Consider the following 18,224-nt stretch of genomic DNA (forward strand, 5'->3'; position numbering starts at 1 on the left):
AGCTTGTGGCTCCCCCTAATGGATATTTTTCTTTTTGAACTGTCCTCCGTTGACATCGTGGATGGTACCCATCGCGAGGAAAGCTGAATCATCGATATCCTCTACAATTTCCTTGAGCTTCGTCTCTTCCAGCCGTGTAATAACGGAAAAAATCACTTTCTTCGCATCACCGGAAAATCCGCCTTCACCGACGAGATACGTCACACTTCTGCCTAATGTGGCTGAAATGGCATCCCCGATTTTCTCCGCTTCGTCACTGATGATCCACACCGCTCGCGATTGCTCCAGTCCTACCATCGTCAAATCGATCATTTTGAACGCGATATAATAGGCGATCAAAGAGTACATGGCCCGGTCCCAGCCAAAAATAAAGCCTGCACTGCCGAGAATAAAGATATTGAAAAACATCACCATCTCCCCTACGGAGAAGGGACTTCTTTTGTTCAACAGAATCGCGACAATCTCTGTGCCATCAAGCGAGCCGCCAGCCCGAATGACTAATCCGACTCCGATTCCGACGATAATTCCACCAAATACGGCGGAGAGCAGCAGATCTTCTGTCAAGCCGGAGACTTCGTGCAGCAATGTCGTTCCAATTGACATGACAGCCACACCGAACAAAGTAGCGATCGCAAAACTTTTTCCAATCTGTTTATAGCCGATAATCAAAAAAGGCAGATTCAAGAGAAATAGGAAGACTCCTAGAGGGATACCCGCCAAATGAGAGAACATGATCGACAGTCCTGTCACACCACCATCGATGATGTTATTGGGTACGAGGAAAATCTCCAACCCAACCGCGACAAGGCTTGCTCCTACTACGATCGCCAATGCTCGAAGCAGTAATTTTCTCTTCGACAGCCGCTTATGAGCGGCCGAGACAGGTTGAAATTGTTGTTCCATCTGCTACCATCCCTGTTCTTTGATCACCACTGTACTTCCATCATTCCCCAAGTCCTAAAAAAATAGCCAGCTTGTGGCGCAAGCTGACTTACTCTGTCCTTTATCCAATGAAATGCGCCAACTCCCGATTGAACTTCTCTCGCTCACAATAAAACAGCCCATGTCCGCTCTTTTCAAAGGGAATTAATTCCGAATCCCGGATGCCTGCATGCATCGCCTGAGCAAACGCAAAGGGACAGATCCGATCCTGGACGCCGTGGAAAATGGCAGTCGGAACATGAATTTTGGGCAAGTCATTGCGCAAATCCTCATCGCGAAGGGCGATCAGCCCTTGTATCGTGGCGTGGCCGGAAGCAACCAAGCCCAGGCCGTCGAACCAGTTTTTAAAACTTTCGGTCACATAGCGCGCAAAAAAGAGATTGCCGAAATCGCTCAGCATTTGCGGACGATCCTGGTAGGCACCTTCAATCAGCTTATTTACCTCTTCTTTGGTCATCCCGAATGGATAATCCGGTCTTCTGGTAAAAACTGGAGCAGCGGCGCTGACTAACGCCAGCTTGGAGACGCGGTGATCGACATGGCGTCCCATATACCGGATCGCAATCGCTCCACCCATGGAAAAACCAGCGAGTGTAAAGTCATCCAAGCCTAAAGTATCCACGATCGCCAGTATATCATCCGCCAACCGGTCATAAGAATAACCTGTCCAGGGACGATCTGATTTCCCATATCCTCGCAAGTCTACCCCAATGCAACGATACCCCAATTTGGGCAACTGATCGAACTGGTATTCGTACATCTCTTGATTGAGCGGCCATCCGTGGATAAACAAGATTGGCTTTCCATTTCCCGGATCAATGTCCTCCACATACAGATTTACATTGCGCTCTACTGGAATGTAGTAGCCCACACCATACTCCTCCTTTACTAAGTCACCCTGCTCTCGTGTTCGTGCAGCCTACCGTAGCTTATGTAGGCAATCGCCAAGTGGATATCCGCCTGCAAAAATAGACCCGAACTAGGCAACCAGCACGCATTTTGGGTTATAATGGGGGGATGACACTTCGTACGGAGGACCTGACGATATGCTGCAAAGAGAATTGACACGAGATCAAGCCATTCAGACAGGAGAACAGATCCTTGAAGTATTGGAAGGTCAAATACTGGAGAGGGGCTACACGTATTTTTCCAACGGTGTCGTTTTCAACACCCGAGTGGAGGACGAAATCCTGCTGAAAAGCGATGTGCAAGGCACGCAAGTCTATCATGTCTCGTTGAATCTGCAGATTGTGCAGGAGAGCACCTGCACCTGTCCTTACTCCCGCCTGTGCAAGCATATCGCCGCTACATTTTTTCAAATGTACAGCGTGTTTGAGAATCCGCGTCACTTATTGGCACGCTCGCAACAGCCAAGGACGCTGAAATACTCCCCTGCCCTGCTGGTCCCTCCCTTTAAAAACGGTATTCAATACTTGACCGGGAGCCATACCGATTCGTGGAGGGACGGTCTGTTGGACTCTTCCACTTCCGTAGCGGAATGGTGGCGTTTTTTTGAGAACTGGACGCGAAATCTTCCTTCTGCCATGGAGAGCTTCCGCGCCTCCTCCGAGCTTTTCTCCAGTTATGAGAATCTCTTGGGAATCGCCGTCTCTTGGCCGCCGAGACGCGCATCACTCTTTGCCGTGCACGCAACCCTCTTTCACCTCAACCTTTTGCAGGAATTCGTGCTAGCCAAGCGCCATTCCCACTGGTCTGTAGAGCTGTCACAATCTGCAGAGCGGTTGCTGTCCACCCTGGAAGGTCTTCTATATTATTGGGATCCTTCCCATCTCGATGAGGGTGATCAAAAGGCATTGATTGAGACAAAACAGCTGTTGAGCGAATGGAAAGATAAGGATGCACTATCCGTTTTCGAGATGCTTGCCTATCAATTGCTTTGGTGGAACCTGCTGCAAGCACCAGCCTGGGTCCAGCAAGAAACAAACGAAATTGACCAGAGAATCGCAGATCCGACGACGACACCAACAGAAATGGAAAAGTACCGGATGCTGAAAGCCCTTTTTCTCGTGATGGATGGAAAGGATCAGGATGCACTCGCGATTTGGCTGACGAGTAAACAGTTGCCTTTGGCGTTCTATTTGCCCTTCCTGAAGTCATTCGCGCGCGAACAAGACTGGGTGCGCTTATTGGAGTGGACACATCGGCTTGAACGCCTGATTGGAACTGCCGAGAATGGGCAATACCGATTGGTCACGGCAATTTGGCGAGAGGCCATGAAACAGATGGGACGCGAACAGGAATGCGGCACTAAGCTAAGAGCGTTCTTGCCAGGCAGTTTCTCGGAATACGCCGCCTTTCTCTTTGATCATCAGCAATATCGGGAGTGGCTGGACTTGCAGCTTTCTTACCGGACGCCTTTTCCAGAGCTTCAGGCATGGAACATGAAAGCCATCGAGGAGATGAACCCGACCTTGCTCCTCCCGTTATTTCTATCTGAAGTAAATCGGCTGATTGACGAGAGAAATCGCCCCGCATACAAGGAGGCCATCAAGCTGTTAAAAAAAGTACGATCCCTGTACAGCAAGCTCAATCAGGAGATGCGCTGGAACAGCTATCTGGAGCTCTTATCTGCAAAACATAATCGGCTTCGGGCCTTCCAAGAGGAGTTAAGGAGAGGAAATCTGAACGTATGAGTACCGCGACTACACTCAAACTGAACGCTGCGCAACTGACAGATGGCACTTTCCTGATTTCCGCGACGGATTCCCATCATCTCGCTGTCGCCCCCGAGGAGCTTGCCAGCTTTCTTTTTGCTTGGGATGAAAAATCGTTTTACGGCACTTTTTTGGCAAGGAATGAAGAGGGGTTGCTGCTCAGTCCCCGCGAGGCACTCTCTTTTTTCATCGATCCTCCCTGGCTGCGCCACGTCCACTATGAGCCCAGTGAGACATTTGCCGCCTATCAACATACAGCGATGATGATCCAGCAAAGTCTCGAGTCCGGGTCTTTTCTCCCCGATTTTGCCGCATGGAGGGCTGGCTATCCTGGGTGGAAGTTCGCGGACGAGCCACCTGAACTGCCGGATACCACGAGACGATGGCTTTCTGCTGTCGTTGACGAGATGATCGCATCGCGAGGCGAAGTTGAACGTGCTTGGGAGAACTTGCAAATTCAATATCCCGCCCTCACCGTTACAGGAGAGGACTTGTCCCCGCATTTGCAAGAACAGGAATGGCTTCAATCCATCGGCTGGCTGCCCGATTTGACACCGTTTCGGACTTGTCTGCAACTCCTGGAAGCCACGGAGACGGAAGACGACTGGACCCTGCAATTTCATTTGCAGGATCGCGAACACCCCGATCGCCTCTACCCGATCGAGCCATCCCTTCTTTTGGCGAGACAAGGCGGATACGAAGAAATACCTGCTGCCTGGCAAGCGTATGCGGACCGTATCTACAGGGACCTCACAACATGCTTGGAAGTGATGCCATGGCTGATGGCGGATGAAGCTAGCGGGCAGCTGCGGACACGGCTCGACAATGAACATGCATGGCTTTTCCTGACGACAAGCAGCTTGCAATTGGTGCAGGCAGGGATACACGTCTTTTTACCCGTCTGGTGGGAACAGGTGCGTCGCACAAAACCGCGGCTAAAAGCAAAAATCAAGTCACATGCGGGTACGTCAGGCCCGTCGTTTCTCGGCATCTCGCAGCTTATGGATTTCGAATGGAAGCTGGCATTGGGCGATGTGGAGATCAGCGAAGCAGAATTTGCCCAATTGCTCAAGCAAAAACAACGTCTGCTGAAGATCAGAGGCCATTGGGTGCAGCTGACACCGGATCTTTTCTTGCAGATGCAGGATGCCTTGAAGATAAACCGCGGAAAAAACGCCCTGACCCTTCGCGATGTCATGAACATCCATCTGCGAGCGTTGCCGGAAGAAGAAATTGAACGCCCCACTGAAGACGACGTACCCCAGCAGTTCGCTATGGAGGTGGAACTGAACCGACCTTTGCAGCAATTGTTCACCCAATTGCAGCAGACACAAAAAATTCCGTTGCTCCCGCAGCCGCAAGCTTTCCATGGCACTCTGCGCAACTACCAGCTGGCAGGGAGCTCGTGGCTGTGGTTCTTGCGGCAATATCGACTCGGCGCATGTCTGGCGGACGATATGGGACTCGGGAAAACGGTGCAGTTCATTACCTACCTGCTGTATGTCAAGGATAACGAGGAGCAAAGCACCCCTTCCCTGCTGATCTGTCCCACGTCGGTCATCGGAAACTGGCAAAAGGAATTGGAACGGTTCGCTCCGTCTCTGAAGGTGGTCATTCACTACGGCAACCATCGCAAAAGACAGGAGGCATTCTTATCCGAAATCGAAGGGGCGGACCTGGTCATCACGTCTTATGCTCTTTCGCATTTGGATGAACAAGAGCTGTCTCGTGTACACTGGAATACCATCTGCCTGGATGAAGCACAAAATATAAAAAATGCGTATACCAAGCAGGCTTCTGCTGTCCGTGACCTGCGTGCCAACCATCGGATCGCGCTGACCGGCACTCCGATCGAAAATCGTCTGAGTGAACTATGGTCGATCTTCGACTTTTTAAACCCGGGTTATCTCGGAGGGCTGGGTGAATTCACACAGCGTTTCGTCCTGCCGATCGAACGGGATCAGGACAAAACCTTGATCTCCCAAGTGCAGCGTCTGATCCAGCCGTTCCTCTTGCGTCGGGTCAAGACCGATCCTTCCATTCAACTGGATCTGCCGGAAAAAAGCGAACGAAAGGAATTTGTCCCGCTCACGGCTGAGCAAGGCGCTCTCTATGAAACGGCCATCCAAGACATGTTCGCTCGCATGGAACGGGCTTCGACGATGGAGCGCCGCGGTCTCATCTTGACCACGCTGACACGCTTGAAGCAGCTTTGCGATCATCCCGCTCTCATTCTCGGAGAAATCCAAGCACGGGATGAGATCGGGCGCTCGCATAAGCTGGAGCGGCTGCTGGAGTTGATCGAGGATATTCGCCACAAAGGGGAACGGTGCTTGGTGTTTACCCAGTATATCGAAATGGGAAACATGCTGAGGCGTGTCCTGATCCGGGAAGGCTATGGACCTGTATTCTTCCTCAATGGCTCAACCAAGAAGGAAATGCGAGACGAAATGATCAGCCGCTTCCAGGACCCTTCCGAGGATGTGGAAAACCGGGCAACGGTGTTTATCCTCTCTTTGCGCGCAGGCGGGACAGGGTTGAATCTGACAGAGGCGAATCATGTCATCCACTTTGACCGCTGGTGGAATCCGGCGGTCGAAAATCAGGCCACAGACCGAGCTCACCGCATCGGTCAAAAACGAAATGTGCAGGTTTACAAATTTATATCGCTGGGGACGATTGAAGAGCGGATCGACGAAATGATCGAGCGAAAACAGTCCTTGAGCCAGCAGATCGTAGGCGGAAGTGAAAGCTGGATTACCGAGTTGTCCAACGCTGAGCTCCGCGAGCTTTTTGCACTCCGCCACCATTGGATGGATACGAGAGGATAGGTGATGTCATGAAGGAACCAACTGCCACTTCCCCAACAGATCCAAAGAACTCGGAGTCAAAACGCGATTTGCCGGAGGCCTGGCAGCGATTTCTCGCCGCCATTCAAAAAGAAGCAGCCTCCCTTCCCTCTTCCCAAAACTAAAAAAAGGTCCGATCAGGTTGCTGGTCGGACCTTTTGTATTTGTGCTGCACTAATTTCATTTATGCAATAGTATGATCAGTTTTCTTTATTAGTCCCCTGCAAAAACGGTGTTATAATGATAACAGATGATTTTCCATTTTCCTGCTTTTTCACTGCAAAGGTTGTGACGGAAAGATGAATTTTTCCTGGAAACGAAATTTAATCGTACTCTGGCTCGGAGTCTTTTTTTGTAGTACGGCCTACACCATCTCAATCCCGTTCTTGCCGATCTTCCTCCATACTTCGATGGGAATTAACGAAAATCTGGAGATTTGGGCGGGTATCTCGTTCGGAATTACGTTTTTGGCAAGTGCCTTGATTTCTCCCTACTGGGGCTCTCTTGCAGACAAGTACGGGCGCAAGCCGATGCTGATCCGCTCTGGATACAGTCTTGCACTCCTCTATTTCTTGACATACTTCATTACGGACCCTTATGTGTTCATCGTCTTGCGCATCTTCCAAGGACTGCTCGCCGGGTTTGTCCCCGCCTCCATCGCCTTGGTCGGTACCAACACGCCAGAAAAAGATGTCGGGTACGCACTCGGCGTCATGGCCACAGCGGGAGCTACCGGAAACATCATCGGGCCCTTGGTTGGCGGGGTTGTCAGCCATCTGTGGGGAAACCGCGAAGCGTTTCTTTTTTCCGGGTGTGTCGTGCTGGTGGCTGCCTTGATTGCAACCTTTTTTGTCAAAGAAACGAAATTGAACAAATCCGGTGTGCGCTCACGTGTAAGTGAAGATCTGCGAGCAGCATGGGCGAATCGGCCGCTTATGGCCCTGCTGGGCGTCAGCATGATGGTGACTTGCTCGGTGATGCTGCTGGAACCGCTGCTTACGGTCTACGTCCTGCAATTGGGTGTGAGCGAGCACGAGGCCTCTTTAAGCGCAGGAATTATCTTCGCCTCTGTCGGAATCGCCACCGTAATCGCCTCTCCGCGATGGGGGCGTTTGGGAAGCAACATCGGTTTTACGAAGATATTGTTTATCGGTTTGATCGGCGGAGCGGTTGGGAATTTGCTGCAATACTTCTTCACCAACTTGTATGGATTCGGCATCCTTCGCTTCGTGTACGGCCTGTTCTTTGCGGCGGTCTATCCATCTATCAACGCAATGATTGTCAAAGTAACGGAACCTGAGTTTCGCGGTAGAGCATTCAGCCTCAACCAATCCTCGAACCAGCTCGCAACGATGCTGGGCCCCGTTATAGGCGGAGTAATGGGCGGACTCATTCCAATCCGGGTGGTTTTTATCCTTAACGGATTGGCTCTGCTAGTCACAGCCCTCGTGATCTACTACAAAAAACCAGGGCGCAAGTCGAGTCCTTCGCAGCAGCCTGCTGCGGATGCACAGGTATTGGCAAAATAGGCGGCGGGTTTCCAAACCCGCCGTCTTTTTGCGTCGTCTACCCAGCCCTAGGGAGCGACCGTGACTTTGATTGCCTTTTCTTCAAGCTGCCGGATGGTCAAGGCATCCACCTCGTCATCCGTGATGATTTCATCGATCTGGGAGAGCGCAGCAAAATAGGTAAATGCCTGTACGCCAATTTTGCTGGTATCAGCCAAAAGAAAGACTTTGTCCGAGATGTTGATCATCTTCTTTTTGACGAGTGCCTGCATTTCATTGGATTCACTGATGCCACGCTCCAGGTGGATCCCCTTGCAGGAGAGAAAAACTTTGTCTACATGATACTGATCCAGGCTGCGTTCTGCGCTGGGCCCAAGAAAAGACAGAGAACGCGGTGCCAGGGTGCCTCCTGTCGAAATCACCTCCACCTTTTCCTTGGTGCTCAGCTCCATAGCTACCTTAATGGAATTGGTCAATACGGTCAGCGGTATATCCGGGACGATCGCAGCCATGTACCAAGCCGTCGTGCTGGCATCGAGAATGATCCTGTCATGCGGCTCGATATACGCGACTGCCTGTTTCGCGATGCGTTTCTTCTCTTCCATACGCGTCACTTCACGTTCCAGGTAAGGAATTTCCGGCTGGGGGTCCGAGACGCTGACCGCCCCGCCATGGCTTCTGATTAAGCGCCCTGCTTCCTCCAGACGATCTAAATCACGACGAATGGTCTCTTCGGTCACGTTGCAAATTTCACTTAATTCGGAGACGCGAATACTCCCTCTCTCATTTACCAGTCGGACTATCATTTCGTGTCTTTCGGCTACAAGCATCGTCATCCTCTTTTCCTGCTATTGTGATCTGCGTCAACTTTTTTGTATATGTTTGATTATACCAGTTTTACTCGCAACAGCAGGAGAATTTTTGATGATTTTCTTTGGATTGTCTTTGCTCGCAATGATCGTTTACAAAGTCACTTGCCTGATCTCCATGACTTCCGCTACTTTTTGCAACTGCCGGGCATGATGACCCACTGCCAAGGCACAGTGGTGGGTCGGGGCTTCCCGGAACCATTTATCCATATAGTCGTCCGGATGCTCGCGAAACTTGATCGGAGTTTGGGTATTTCCGATCTTCATCGTGGGACCGTCGGTAGAGACTCCTTCGCCAAGGATCAATTTCAGTCTGCCGTCCCCTGTCTGTGTCAGGTTTACAGTGGTTACAGGCCCGGACTTTACTTTTGCCTCCACGGAAACGCCCGTCCCTTGCTTGCCATGATAGAGCCCCATACCGCGCAGGATTGGTTTACCTTCTGCAATGGCGATATGAAATGGCCCGTCATGCCCCAGGAGAATGGTCTCATCCTCATAATCGACGACGACGATCTCGGAATAGCTACCGCCGATTCCCAGGATATCGCATATTTTCATCGCTACGGCTGTCTTCAGGTCCCCCTCCCCTGCACAGGGAATCCCTTTTGCGGTCAGAAGGGAGTGACCGACGATAAAGCCTGCCTGCAGCTTTTCATACGGGTTCCCTGGCGCACCGTGATAATAATAGGTCAGAGCGTCGAGATCGTAATGAAGCACCAGCTTTTCCTGTGCGGCTGCCACGCGACACGCCCACTCCAACTGTTCGGCAGTAGGCTTTTTGGCGATCGGATCTGCTGGAGAATCCCCACTGATTGCAAACATTTCCTCGATTTCAGCCATCTTTTCCCGGACCTGCGTCTCGGTTACCTCCCGAAGCATCCGGTCTACATCGCACATTTCCAACACTTCGACATGCAATCCAGTCTGTGCCTGAATCATGGTAAAATCGCTGTACATATCGAGCATGCCGCTGTAGGTATTGCCTAAAAAACCAAAACGGCTGTGGCGCAAGGTCCTGCGCACGGAAGCGGCTTGTATCCACTCTTCGATGCTTTTCCAGGCGCGTATGGCCTCTGGCCGATCCTTTGTCACCTCATTGGCCAGTGAAATAGCGGGGGTTTGATCGAGTCCCAGCAGCCCATTGATGACACGAAAGGAAATGTCAGCCCGTGAAAAAGCATTGGCGATCTCGGGAACGGGGCAGGCTCCGCAATGCGCCAGCCACTCGCCTGTCGTCGTCTGCTCGTAGTTGATCCGGGCGGCCGGCTGCAGATTGAGAACGACCACGGGCGCATGGCAAATCTGGTGGACGGGCAGCACAGCAGAGCTCGTGCTGTAGGTGCCGGCATGACAGAAGATCAGGTCTACATTTTGGGCCTGAAACCACTCCCCTGCACGCCTGCCTTCCTCCTCAGAATCTACCAGCCCGTAATAGAACACTTCTCCGCGCAAAGCCATTTTTTCTTTTAAAAACTCCCCATAGCCAATGATGCGCTCACGCAGTCCCGGAAACTGCTCCCAGTATGTCGAAAGGCCAATCGTGTAAAGTCCAATTCTCCCCTTTTTCATCGGTTTTAGTTTTGTACCTTCTGCCATGAATGCTCCCTCCCTGCGAAAAATACTACCTTTATGCGTTCATTGTATTCGCTTACAATAAAGGAAACATCCCATGATCTTGTTCATTCCTAACAGGATCTTGCCAGGAGGCGCGTGCTGTGGACCGCTATCGAGAACGGGCAGCCCATGATTGGTCGGAAGATTCGATACGCTTGATCTCTACGCCAAGCCAAACTGCTATGAAAACCTTCTATTTCGTGCAAGAAATCGGCCACTTTCGGACGAAGCCTGGCTATTTTACTGAACGGCAGCAGCTTCATTCCTACCTGATTGTCTATACCTTGGCGGGCAAAGGCTATCTTGATTATCGAGGCAAGCAATATGTATTGGGTCCAAATCAGGCTTTTTTTATTGATTGTCGGGAGTACCAATATTACAGGACCGATTCTCATGACTTGTGGGAAATCCTCTGGGTTCATTTCAGCGGAAGCAACAGCCGCAGCTATTACGAGCAATTTGCCAAATTTGGTTCACCCGTCATCCGATTTGGGGAGGAGGCAGACGCAGCCGAGCTGATCAGGAAAATGATTTTGCTTCATCGGCACAAGGATGTACGTACAGAGATGCTGGCCTCCCAGTATCTGGTCCAGCTTCTGACCCAGCTTCTGCTGGCGACCAGCCCGATGCCGCAAGTCGACGCTTATTTGCCGCCCGTCATCGAGAACGTAGTCCGCGACCTGGATCGCCGTTTTCAGGAGAAAATCTCGCTTGATTCACTGGCGCGCCGACATGCCATCAGCAAGTTCCATCTCGTGCGGGAGTTCAAGAAATACACCGGCTATACCCCGAACGAATACGTCATTCACAGCCGTATCACCTATGCAAAGGAGTTGCTGACCTACACCGATCTTACAGTCGGACAGATTGCCGAACAGGTGGGAATGGATCATGTCAGCCACTTTATCGATCTGTTTAAGAAACGGGTGGAAATGACGCCACTTGCCTTTCGGAAAAAATGGCAGCGCCCGCAGTCGTAGAGACCTCGAGCCTGACGACCCAATAAAAAAACTGCCGAGAAGAGATCGCTCTCCTTCAGCAGCTTCTTGTTACGGTTGCACTCATCGGTGTTAGACACCCGTGCGTCTTCGTTGATTATTCGGTTTTTTGGTGTGCTGGCTTTTCATCGTTTGATTCATTGCTTTTGGATTGTGACTCGATGCACGGCCGTTGGATTGCGCTTGCTTTTTCTCCGCCAGCTTCCGTTTAATGGCCTCTTGCAGGCTGATCTTGCCAGGCTTGTTTTCCAATGCTTCTTTTTCGTTTTGATTTGGCTCCGACATGCGTAGCAACTCCTTGGGAAAAATGGTCCTTCTCCTTGTATTCTAGTGCATGACAGCAAAATCTGCCAAGAGAAATCTGTCTCTTTATTTTACCCGAAGTTGCGCGTACGCAACACCACTCGCCTGCACACGCAAAATATCGGCCAACAAATCAGCCAGATACGCCCCTGCTTCGATTGGCGGTGTGCCTCCGCGATGGATATTGGAGATAACCGTGCGGTCGGATTCAACAGTACTTTCATTGGGCTGATAAATCATGTAGGCGCTCAAGCTCTCCGCCGTAGCGAGTCCGGGACGTTCTCCGATGAGGGAGATGACGACCTTGCACCGTACGATGGAGGCGACATGATCCTGTACCCAGACGCGTCCCCGATGAATAAAAAGCGGCTTCGCAACACTGACATTTTTCAGAGCCAACCCCTGCAGCAAGGAAGGGAGCAAGTCGGGAATGCAGGCTTCACAGGCCGATGTGCTAAGCCCATCCGAGATGATGATCTGCACGTCCTTGTGTTTGTCTCCATTCTGTTCGAGCCAGCGCACGGATTCTTCGGACAAGAATCTGCCCGAGTCGAGATTCATCAAATACTCCTGCATGTCTTTGGCTCTCGTATACAGCTCAGGCAGTCCCAATTCCGCTAGCCATGCAGGCTCGATCTGTTTCATCACCGCGTCATGCGCCGCTGCCTGATCGATGCGGAACTGCAGGTAGCTGGTCGTCTTCATCCGCGTCCCCGCCCGGCCAATCCCGATTCGTGCCGGTGTCCGCCGCATCGCTTGTTCCAGTACTTCCCGGTTGTGCGGGTTCTTCACGCCCAACTCTTTCTCTTCAGGAAAAGGAATGGCTTCCTGACTCTTTTTGGATAATTCCTCCACCACTCTTTGGACCAGATGATCCAGATCGATCTGCTTCATCCCGATTCCTTCCCCTTCCTAATCAAATATGGACAAGTCCCCGGCCCGTTCCGTCAACCGACCGTTTTCCATAATGCCCATCTTCTCCAGCCACTTTTCAAACTCTCGCAGCGGCCGAAAGCCCAAAAGCTCCCGCAGGCTGGCATCGTCGTGGTAGCTCGTATCCTGATAGCTCAGCATAACATCGTCGCCGCCTGGTACACCCATATAAAAATTGGCACCCCCCAAGGCAGTCAGCATCCCAGCAATTTCCTGATCATTTTGATCGGCATGCATGTGATTCGTATAGGTAGGGGCAATCCCCATCGGCAACCCATGCAGTTTTCCCATAAACAAATCCTCCAGGTCCGCACGAATCATCTGCCTGCCGTCATACAAGGTTTCGGGACCGATGAAGCCGGATACGTTATTCACCATGAACGGCTTCCAGTGCCGACAGTAGCCGTATGTTCTCGATTCCAGCGTCTGCATGTCGACCCCTTCATGCGAATCCAGCGATACCTCTGAGCCCTGCCCCGTTTCAAAATACATCACATTGGGGCCTGATGCCGTCCCGCAGCGAAGCATCAATGCCATCGCTTCGTCCAGAATCTCCTTGTTCACGCCAAATGCTTCATTCGCGCGCTGTGAACCCGCCAAGCTCTGAAACATCAGCGAGATCGGGGCTCCGTTGCGCAGAGCCTGCACCTGTGTCGTAATATGGGCCAACACGCAATTTTGCGTGGGGATTTCCCAGCGCTGCATGAATTCATGCGTCATCCGCAGCAGCCTGGTGACGCTTTCGACCGAATCATTGTTGGGATTAATTCCGATCACGGCATCCCCGCATCCATAGGAAAGACCCTCCTTGATCGAAGCGAGTATCCCCTCCGGATCATCGATCGGATGGTTGGGCTGACAGCGAAACGCAAGCCGTCCCGGTTCTCCGATCACGGTATTGCAATAGGCTTGATGGCGCATCTTCTGGGAAGCGAGGACGAGGTCGATGCTGGACATCAGCTTGGCCACAGCGGAGATCATTTCACTGGTCAAACCGCGGCTGATGCGGGAAAGCTCCGGCCTCCCCGTCGTATGGGAGAGAATATATTCGCGCAGCTCACCTACTGTCCAATTCTGGATGTCGCGGTAGACAGTCAAATTCAGATCGTCATAGATGATGCGGGTAACCTCGTCTTTCTCATACGGAATCACCGGATTTTCATAAATGTCTTCGAGCTTCATTTCACTCAGGACTACCTTGGCAGCCATGCGCTCCAAGGCAGAGCTAGCGGATAATTGACTCATCTGATCGCCTGATTTTTCTTCACTTGCTTTGCCCAGTACTTCTCGTACGGAGGAGAATTGGTATTGCTGCTTTCGGATCGTGCAAGACAATTTCATGAAAACACCTTCTTTCCTCATCTAAAAAAGGTGCCTCACGTGGATACGGCGAATAACCGCAACCTCGAAAAGCACCTTTGCTTGAGCATGTTTACTTTTTAAAGCAACCAAACCGGAAAACGTGACATTCCGACGCCATTGTCGGAAATACAGTCTGAATTTTCCTTCAATTTGTATTATATCGGGAAAGTTTGTTCATTTCTACAATTCTTTCGTATATTTGCTCTTCCTTCCTTGAAATTTCCGTAATGTTCCAGTATGATAATAACAGGAACGTTTGTTCGATCTATATTGTAAGACGGTGGGAGGAGTTTTTGTGTCAGCGTTTCAGCCGGAAATCACAAGAAAGCATTTGGATTTCTTCGTTTTTATGGGGAAATCCGCACGTACGACGAATGAAGCGGAAATGAAAGGAGAAGGTGTCATCCCTGCAATGTGGGGACATTTTTATCGGGATCAGGTGCTGGCGAGCATACCTGTGAAGGAACATGCACCGGCTCTCGCCCTCTACACCAACTACGAATCCGATGAAACGGGGGCTTATACGTTTGCCATCGGTGCAGAAGTTGGCCCAATAGAGGAAGCGCCAGCAGGTCTGGATACATATGCTGTGCCTGCCTCCGAATATGTCGTGTTTACGACGCGAAAAGGAATCATTACCGAGATCGTCCCGGAGACCTGGCAGTACATTTGGGAATGGTCAAAAACGAACAAGCGCGCGTTTGTAGCCGATTTCGAGCTCTATGATTCCCGTTGCAGCGACCCTCAGAACAGTCAGGTCGATATTTACATCTCTGTTCTCTAACAGGACTCCTTTTCTAGATGCGGTACTTTTTCAATTTCTCGTAAAACGCAGAGCGGCTGATTCCCAGGAGTCTGGCCGCTTTTGTCTTGTTCCCGTTCGTTTCGCGTAGTGTCCGCTCGAGCTCCCTTTTTTCGACTTCATGGACCAGATCCCGGCCGGTCCCCGCTGCCGCTGACTGCGCGATCTCCTCCGGCAGGTCAGCGAACGAGAGCTCTCCTTCCTCAGCCAGTATCATGCCCCTCTCCATCACATTGCGCAATTGACGGATATTTCCCGGCCACTCGTATTGGTACAGCGCTTCCTGCACCGCTTCCTCAATCCCTGTCACCCTCGTATTCAGAACGGGATTCAACTGTTTGATAAAAGCGTGGGCGAGAAGGAGGATATCGCTTCTTCTCTCTCGCAATGGCGGAATGGTCAGGGTCATGATATGCAAACGGTAATAGAGATCCGCGCGAAAGGCCTTCGCTGCCATCATGTCCTCAAGCGGAGCATGGGTCGCTGCGATAATTCGTACATCTGTCTGGATTGGTCGGCTCCCCCCCACACGAAAGAAATCCTTCCCCTCCAACACGCGCAACAGCTTCGCCTGCAAAGCCAGCGGCATGTCGCCGATTTCGTCCAGAAACAAGGTTCCCCCTCGCGCCAGCTCCAGCTTGCCGAGTCTCCCTGCTCGATGGGCTCCCGTGAAGGCTCCTGGCTCATAACCCAAGAACTCGGCCTCGAGCAGATGCTCCGGAATCGAAGCGCAATTGACCGTAATAAAAGGACCGTTGGCGCGATCGCTTTCCTGATGCACGGCGTGGGCGAACAGCTCTTTGCCCGTACCGCTTTCGCCGCGCAGGAGGATCGGGGTATTGTGCCTCGCTGTTTTGGCCGCCAATGCGATGCAATGCTTCATCCGCTTGTCGCACGTGATGATATGATCCCAGGAATACATCGCCTGATAGGGATGCTTGAGAGCACTTTTTTCCGGTGCTCTGCTCCTGTCATCATGCTGACGTGCAAGGTTTCCTCTCGTCAAAATTCCTATCATTCTCCGGTGGTCATCGACTACGACTGTGTACGCTCCAGGACAGTTGGAGACCATCTGTTCGATCTGCTCCAACGTCATCTCAGACAGCTTGTCCATGCGTGTCGTCACCGCATCCGTCTTGATAAAATCGCGAATCGGTACGGTAACAGGCATTTTATCCACGATCATCTGGTACAACGAGCTGGAAGAAAACTCCCCGATCATTCTGCCGGCAGCATCGCCAACCACAATGACATCCAAACCCGTTTCCAGCATAATGCGGGCCGCCTCTTCCATCGTGTCATCCGGTCGCAGAGAAGTGGAAATGGGTTGGATCCAATCGTGCAACGGCATGGTCATTCGTCATCTTCCCCCGTTCCAGAAGAGTTCTCTCACCCTATCCATACGACATGCGTACTTGATTCCCTCCCCGGTCTGGCTGGAGTACGGATGCATTTAGGAAAGGAGGCGGCGTTGCTTCAAATAGGCGACGATATGATCGACACTCGCCGGAATCGACATGTGATCAGCTGTTACTACCACCTCGGGATGTTCGGGAGCTTCGTATTCTGAGCTAATGCCCGTAAAATCCGATATCGTACCGGCCCGGGCAAGTTTGTACAATCCCTTGGGGTCCCTTGCTTCACAAATTTGCAAGGGGCATTGGACGTAGACTTCGATAAAAGTCCCCGCGGCAAACATCTGTCGTATCATTTCTCGGTCTCTTTTGTAAGGAGAGATAAAAGCCGCCATGACAATGACGCCTGCTTCTGTGAGAATTTTCGCCACCTCGCCAGCACGCCGGATGTTCTCCGCTCGATCGTTTGGGGTGTATCCCAGATCTCGATTCAGGGAACTCCGCAAGCGATCACCGTCCAAAACATAGCTGTTCAAGCCGCGTGCTTGATACATCGCATGCATTTCATTTGCCAAGGTCGATTTGCCCGCACCAGACAATCCGGTAAACCAGAGAACATAGCTTCTTGCAGTCACCTTCTCTCCCCCTTTGCCTTTCATATGCAATTCCTCTCTCAACCATTACCCCGAAAAGCGTTGCAAAAACAGTTCTTGCGCATAGCTGTACAATTGTAGATCCAGCTGATTTTTCTGGTATAGAAGCTGCATTGTGACAGGATCGACCTCCTCGATTGCCATTCTGTTGGGCGTGACGTTCTCAAGGTAGACCTTTTCTGAAGATGACCACCCCAATTGCTTGCGCATAGCCGGAAAGCAGCGATTGGACCATTCGGTAATCCCGACAAAGGAAAAGGAGGCGAGATGTGCTTTGGCACGATGCAAATCGGGCTCGTAATCACCGGGCTTCCAGGTGTAGTAAGCCATCACCGACTGATGAGTGAATCCTTGAGGATTGCCGGATAAATAACGTGTCTGTAGATTGGAGGTTAAAAAGTCCAGCTCATCCGCTTGGACGAACTGTGCAAAGCTCATTCCGGAGATTCGTTCATAAGTGGGGATCGATGGATTTCGCAGCAGGAAAAAGAAAACCGAGAGAACAAGCTCGAATGGATTGCGTACAAAGGTACAATAGCGGACAGGCCTCGTGATCAACTCATGGATTCCGTAGGGGAAGTGACCTGAGACGATTCGTAGGGAAGGGTTCGGATGATTGCACAGCGCAACCAGCTTTTCTGTAGACCATCCTCCCTCTCCGTGCAGAAAGGCGATTTCTTCCCGTTTGTATTCATCCATCAGCATTTGATTAATCGATGTACCAGCTGTTTTGGGAATGTGGAGAAAAAGAAGCAATGGCTCATTTTGCAAATTGCTTCCCCCCTTTCATCGTTTTTGTAGTGTATGTTGCAAACTTCCCGCCGGTAAGTCAAAAAAGGCTCAGCATCAACACAATCGTTGACACCGAGCCTTCTCTTCTTTATTTTTTCAAGCTTTCACCCATTCCCTTCAACAGGTTGAGACCGAAACCGATCGCTCTGTTGATATCAGGGTCATTCATGGCTTTGTACAAATCCAACAAGCCCACTTTTTGATCCTTTTGCAAACCTTCCTCCGCTTTTTGCAAGCCATGCGTCAGGCTGCTGACCAATTTCTTGGTCGTAGCAGGATCAATGTCGCTGACGGCTTCCGCCACCGCCATCGCATTGTTCAGCGTATTCGTTACTGGCGGGCGAGTCAGCTGTCCAAGTGCGATCTTGGCCACCTGTTCCTTCGCCTCGACCAGTGCTTGGACCGTTTCCAGGATCCCGCTGGCATGAAGCTCCTGCAGCAGCTTGATCGTGTCAAGGATTCCCTCGGCGTTCTGTGCCGCTTCCGCCTTGATCTGGTCGAGCTTTTGCGCTTCTTGCTCCTCTGGCGTCAGGACAGGCTTGGCAATTTTTACAATCGGTCTCGCCATG

The 18,224-nt window shown here is 51.3% G+C and carries 17 protein-coding genes; 6 read left to right on the forward strand and 11 right to left on the reverse strand.

Features of this window, described 5'->3' with window-relative positions:
• Positions 1-15: 15 nt before the first annotated feature.
• Both T458_RS30610 and T458_RS30615 read right to left on the reverse strand, forming a co-directional pair.
• Entirely contained in the window at positions 16-903 is an 888-nt protein-coding gene (locus T458_RS30610; RefSeq protein WP_023554291.1) for a YitT family protein, read from the reverse strand.
• 100 nt (positions 904-1,003) lie between these two features.
• Positions 1,004-1,813 (reverse strand): alpha/beta fold hydrolase, encoded by an 810-nt coding sequence (locus tag T458_RS30615; RefSeq protein ID WP_023554292.1) that lies wholly within the window; start codon positions 1,811-1,813, stop codon positions 1,004-1,006.
• A gap of 175 nt (positions 1,814-1,988) precedes the next feature.
• On the opposite strand from T458_RS30615, the gene T458_RS30620 reads away from it, so the two are divergent.
• The 4 genes from T458_RS30620 (at position 1,989) to T458_RS30630 (ending at position 7,995) form a co-directional block, all read left to right on the forward strand.
• On the forward strand, positions 1,989-3,596 hold the full coding sequence (locus tag T458_RS30620) for an SWIM zinc finger family protein (protein WP_023554293.1): 1,608 nt from the start codon (positions 1,989-1,991) through the stop codon (positions 3,594-3,596).
• Positions 3,593-6,448, forward strand: a complete 2,856-nt coding sequence (locus T458_RS30625) for a DEAD/DEAH box helicase (RefSeq protein ID WP_023554294.1) — start codon at positions 3,593-3,595, stop codon at positions 6,446-6,448. The genes T458_RS30620 and T458_RS30625 overlap by 4 nt, the downstream gene beginning before the upstream one ends.
• Positions 6,449-6,456: 8 nt before the next feature.
• Positions 6,457-6,591, forward strand: coding sequence for a hypothetical protein (locus tag T458_RS57745; RefSeq protein ID WP_023554295.1), 135 nt, complete (start codon positions 6,457-6,459; stop codon positions 6,589-6,591).
• Between the two features lie 174 nt (positions 6,592-6,765).
• Complete coding sequence (locus T458_RS30630) at positions 6,766-7,995, forward strand: MFS transporter (protein ID WP_023554296.1); 1,230 nt, start codon at positions 6,766-6,768, stop codon at positions 7,993-7,995.
• Between the two features lie 47 nt (positions 7,996-8,042).
• Here T458_RS30630 and T458_RS30635 read toward each other — a convergent pair whose 3' ends face one another.
• Positions 8,043-8,804 (reverse strand): DeoR/GlpR family DNA-binding transcription regulator, encoded by a 762-nt coding sequence (locus T458_RS30635; protein ID WP_031305313.1) that lies wholly within the window; start codon positions 8,802-8,804, stop codon positions 8,043-8,045.
• Between the two features lie 132 nt (positions 8,805-8,936).
• Positions 8,937-10,439, reverse strand: a complete 1,503-nt coding sequence (locus T458_RS30640) for an L-fucose/L-arabinose isomerase family protein (RefSeq protein WP_023554298.1) — start codon at positions 10,437-10,439, stop codon at positions 8,937-8,939.
• A 119-nt stretch (positions 10,440-10,558) separates the two neighbouring features.
• On the opposite strand from T458_RS30640, the gene T458_RS30645 reads away from it, so the two are divergent.
• Positions 10,559-11,437: an AraC family transcriptional regulator gene (locus tag T458_RS30645; RefSeq protein ID WP_023554299.1), complete on the forward strand. Its 879-nt coding sequence runs from the start codon at positions 10,559-10,561 to the stop codon at positions 11,435-11,437.
• 90 nt (positions 11,438-11,527) lie between these two features.
• Here T458_RS30645 and T458_RS30650 read toward each other — a convergent pair whose 3' ends face one another.
• The 3 genes from T458_RS30650 to T458_RS30660 form a co-directional block, all read right to left on the reverse strand.
• The gene (locus T458_RS30650; RefSeq protein ID WP_023554300.1) at positions 11,528-11,740 is read right to left on the reverse strand and encodes a hypothetical protein; all 213 of its coding nucleotides are present in this window, start codon (positions 11,738-11,740) and stop codon (positions 11,528-11,530) included.
• Positions 11,741-11,824: 84 nt separating this feature from the next.
• Positions 11,825-12,652 (reverse strand): ethanolamine ammonia-lyase subunit EutC, encoded by an 828-nt coding sequence (gene eutC, locus T458_RS30655; protein ID WP_023554301.1) that lies wholly within the window; start codon positions 12,650-12,652, stop codon positions 11,825-11,827.
• 18 nt (positions 12,653-12,670) lie between these two features.
• Positions 12,671-14,032 carry an ethanolamine ammonia-lyase subunit EutB gene (locus tag T458_RS30660; RefSeq protein WP_023554302.1) on the reverse strand — a complete coding sequence of 454 codons (1,362 nt, stop codon included), beginning with the start codon at positions 14,030-14,032 and terminating at the stop codon, positions 12,671-12,673.
• Between the two features lie 316 nt (positions 14,033-14,348).
• Here T458_RS30660 and T458_RS30665 point away from each other — a divergent pair, with 316 nt between their 5' ends.
• Positions 14,349-14,837, forward strand: a complete 489-nt coding sequence (locus tag T458_RS30665; protein ID WP_023554303.1) for a GyrI-like domain-containing protein — start codon at positions 14,349-14,351, stop codon at positions 14,835-14,837.
• A gap of 13 nt (positions 14,838-14,850) precedes the next feature.
• Here T458_RS30665 and T458_RS30670 read toward each other — a convergent pair whose 3' ends face one another.
• The 4 genes from T458_RS30670 to T458_RS30685 form a co-directional block, all read right to left on the reverse strand.
• Positions 14,851-16,212 (reverse strand): sigma-54-dependent Fis family transcriptional regulator, encoded by a 1,362-nt coding sequence (locus T458_RS30670; protein ID WP_023554304.1) that lies wholly within the window; start codon positions 16,210-16,212, stop codon positions 14,851-14,853.
• A 96-nt stretch (positions 16,213-16,308) separates the two neighbouring features.
• Positions 16,309-16,845, reverse strand: coding sequence for an adenylyl-sulfate kinase (gene cysC / locus T458_RS30675; RefSeq protein ID WP_252989770.1), 537 nt, complete (start codon positions 16,843-16,845; stop codon positions 16,309-16,311).
• A gap of 45 nt (positions 16,846-16,890) precedes the next feature.
• Positions 16,891-17,634, reverse strand: a complete 744-nt coding sequence (locus T458_RS30680; RefSeq protein ID WP_023554306.1) for a sulfotransferase family 2 domain-containing protein — start codon at positions 17,632-17,634, stop codon at positions 16,891-16,893.
• Positions 17,635-17,743: 109 nt separating this feature from the next.
• Complete coding sequence (locus T458_RS30685) at positions 17,744-18,223, reverse strand: helical membrane plugin domain-containing protein (protein ID WP_023554307.1); 480 nt, start codon at positions 18,221-18,223, stop codon at positions 17,744-17,746.
• Position 18,224: the final 1 nt, after the last annotated feature.

This window comes from Brevibacillus panacihumi W25, assembly GCF_000503775.1.
Taxonomy (GTDB): Bacteria; Bacillota; Bacilli; order Brevibacillales; family Brevibacillaceae; genus Brevibacillus; species Brevibacillus panacihumi_A.

What these genes read in the sequence shown, in the direction of transcription:
- T458_RS30610 (WP_023554291.1), bottom strand. Translation starts at nt 903, where the DNA reads ATGGAACAACAATTTCAACCTGTCTCGGCCGCTCATAAGCGGCTGTCG.
- T458_RS30620 (WP_023554293.1), top strand. Translation starts at nt 1,989, where the DNA reads ATGCTGCAAAGAGAATTGACACGAGATCAAGCCATTCAGACAGGAGAA.
- T458_RS30625 (WP_023554294.1), top strand. Translation starts at nt 3,593, where the DNA reads ATGAGTACCGCGACTACACTCAAACTGAACGCTGCGCAACTGACAGAT.
- T458_RS57745 (WP_023554295.1), top strand. Translation starts at nt 6,457, where the DNA reads ATGAAGGAACCAACTGCCACTTCCCCAACAGATCCAAAGAACTCGGAG.
- T458_RS30630 (WP_023554296.1), top strand. Translation starts at nt 6,766, where the DNA reads ATGAATTTTTCCTGGAAACGAAATTTAATCGTACTCTGGCTCGGAGTC.
- T458_RS30635 (WP_031305313.1), bottom strand. Translation starts at nt 8,804, where the DNA reads ATGCTTGTAGCCGAAAGACACGAAATGATAGTCCGACTGGTAAATGAG.
- T458_RS30640 (WP_023554298.1), bottom strand. Translation starts at nt 10,439, where the DNA reads ATGGCAGAAGGTACAAAACTAAAACCGATGAAAAAGGGGAGAATTGGA.
- T458_RS30650 (WP_023554300.1), bottom strand. Translation starts at nt 11,740, where the DNA reads ATGTCGGAGCCAAATCAAAACGAAAAAGAAGCATTGGAAAACAAGCCT.
- eutC (WP_023554301.1), bottom strand. Translation starts at nt 12,652, where the DNA reads ATGAAGCAGATCGATCTGGATCATCTGGTCCAAAGAGTGGTGGAGGAA.
- T458_RS30660 (WP_023554302.1), bottom strand. Translation starts at nt 14,032, where the DNA reads ATGAAATTGTCTTGCACGATCCGAAAGCAGCAATACCAATTCTCCTCC.
- T458_RS30670 (WP_023554304.1), bottom strand. Translation starts at nt 16,212, where the DNA reads ATGACCATGCCGTTGCACGATTGGATCCAACCCATTTCCACTTCTCTG.
- T458_RS30685 (WP_023554307.1), bottom strand. Translation starts at nt 18,223, where the DNA reads ATGGCGAGACCGATTGTAAAAATTGCCAAGCCTGTCCTGACGCCAGAG.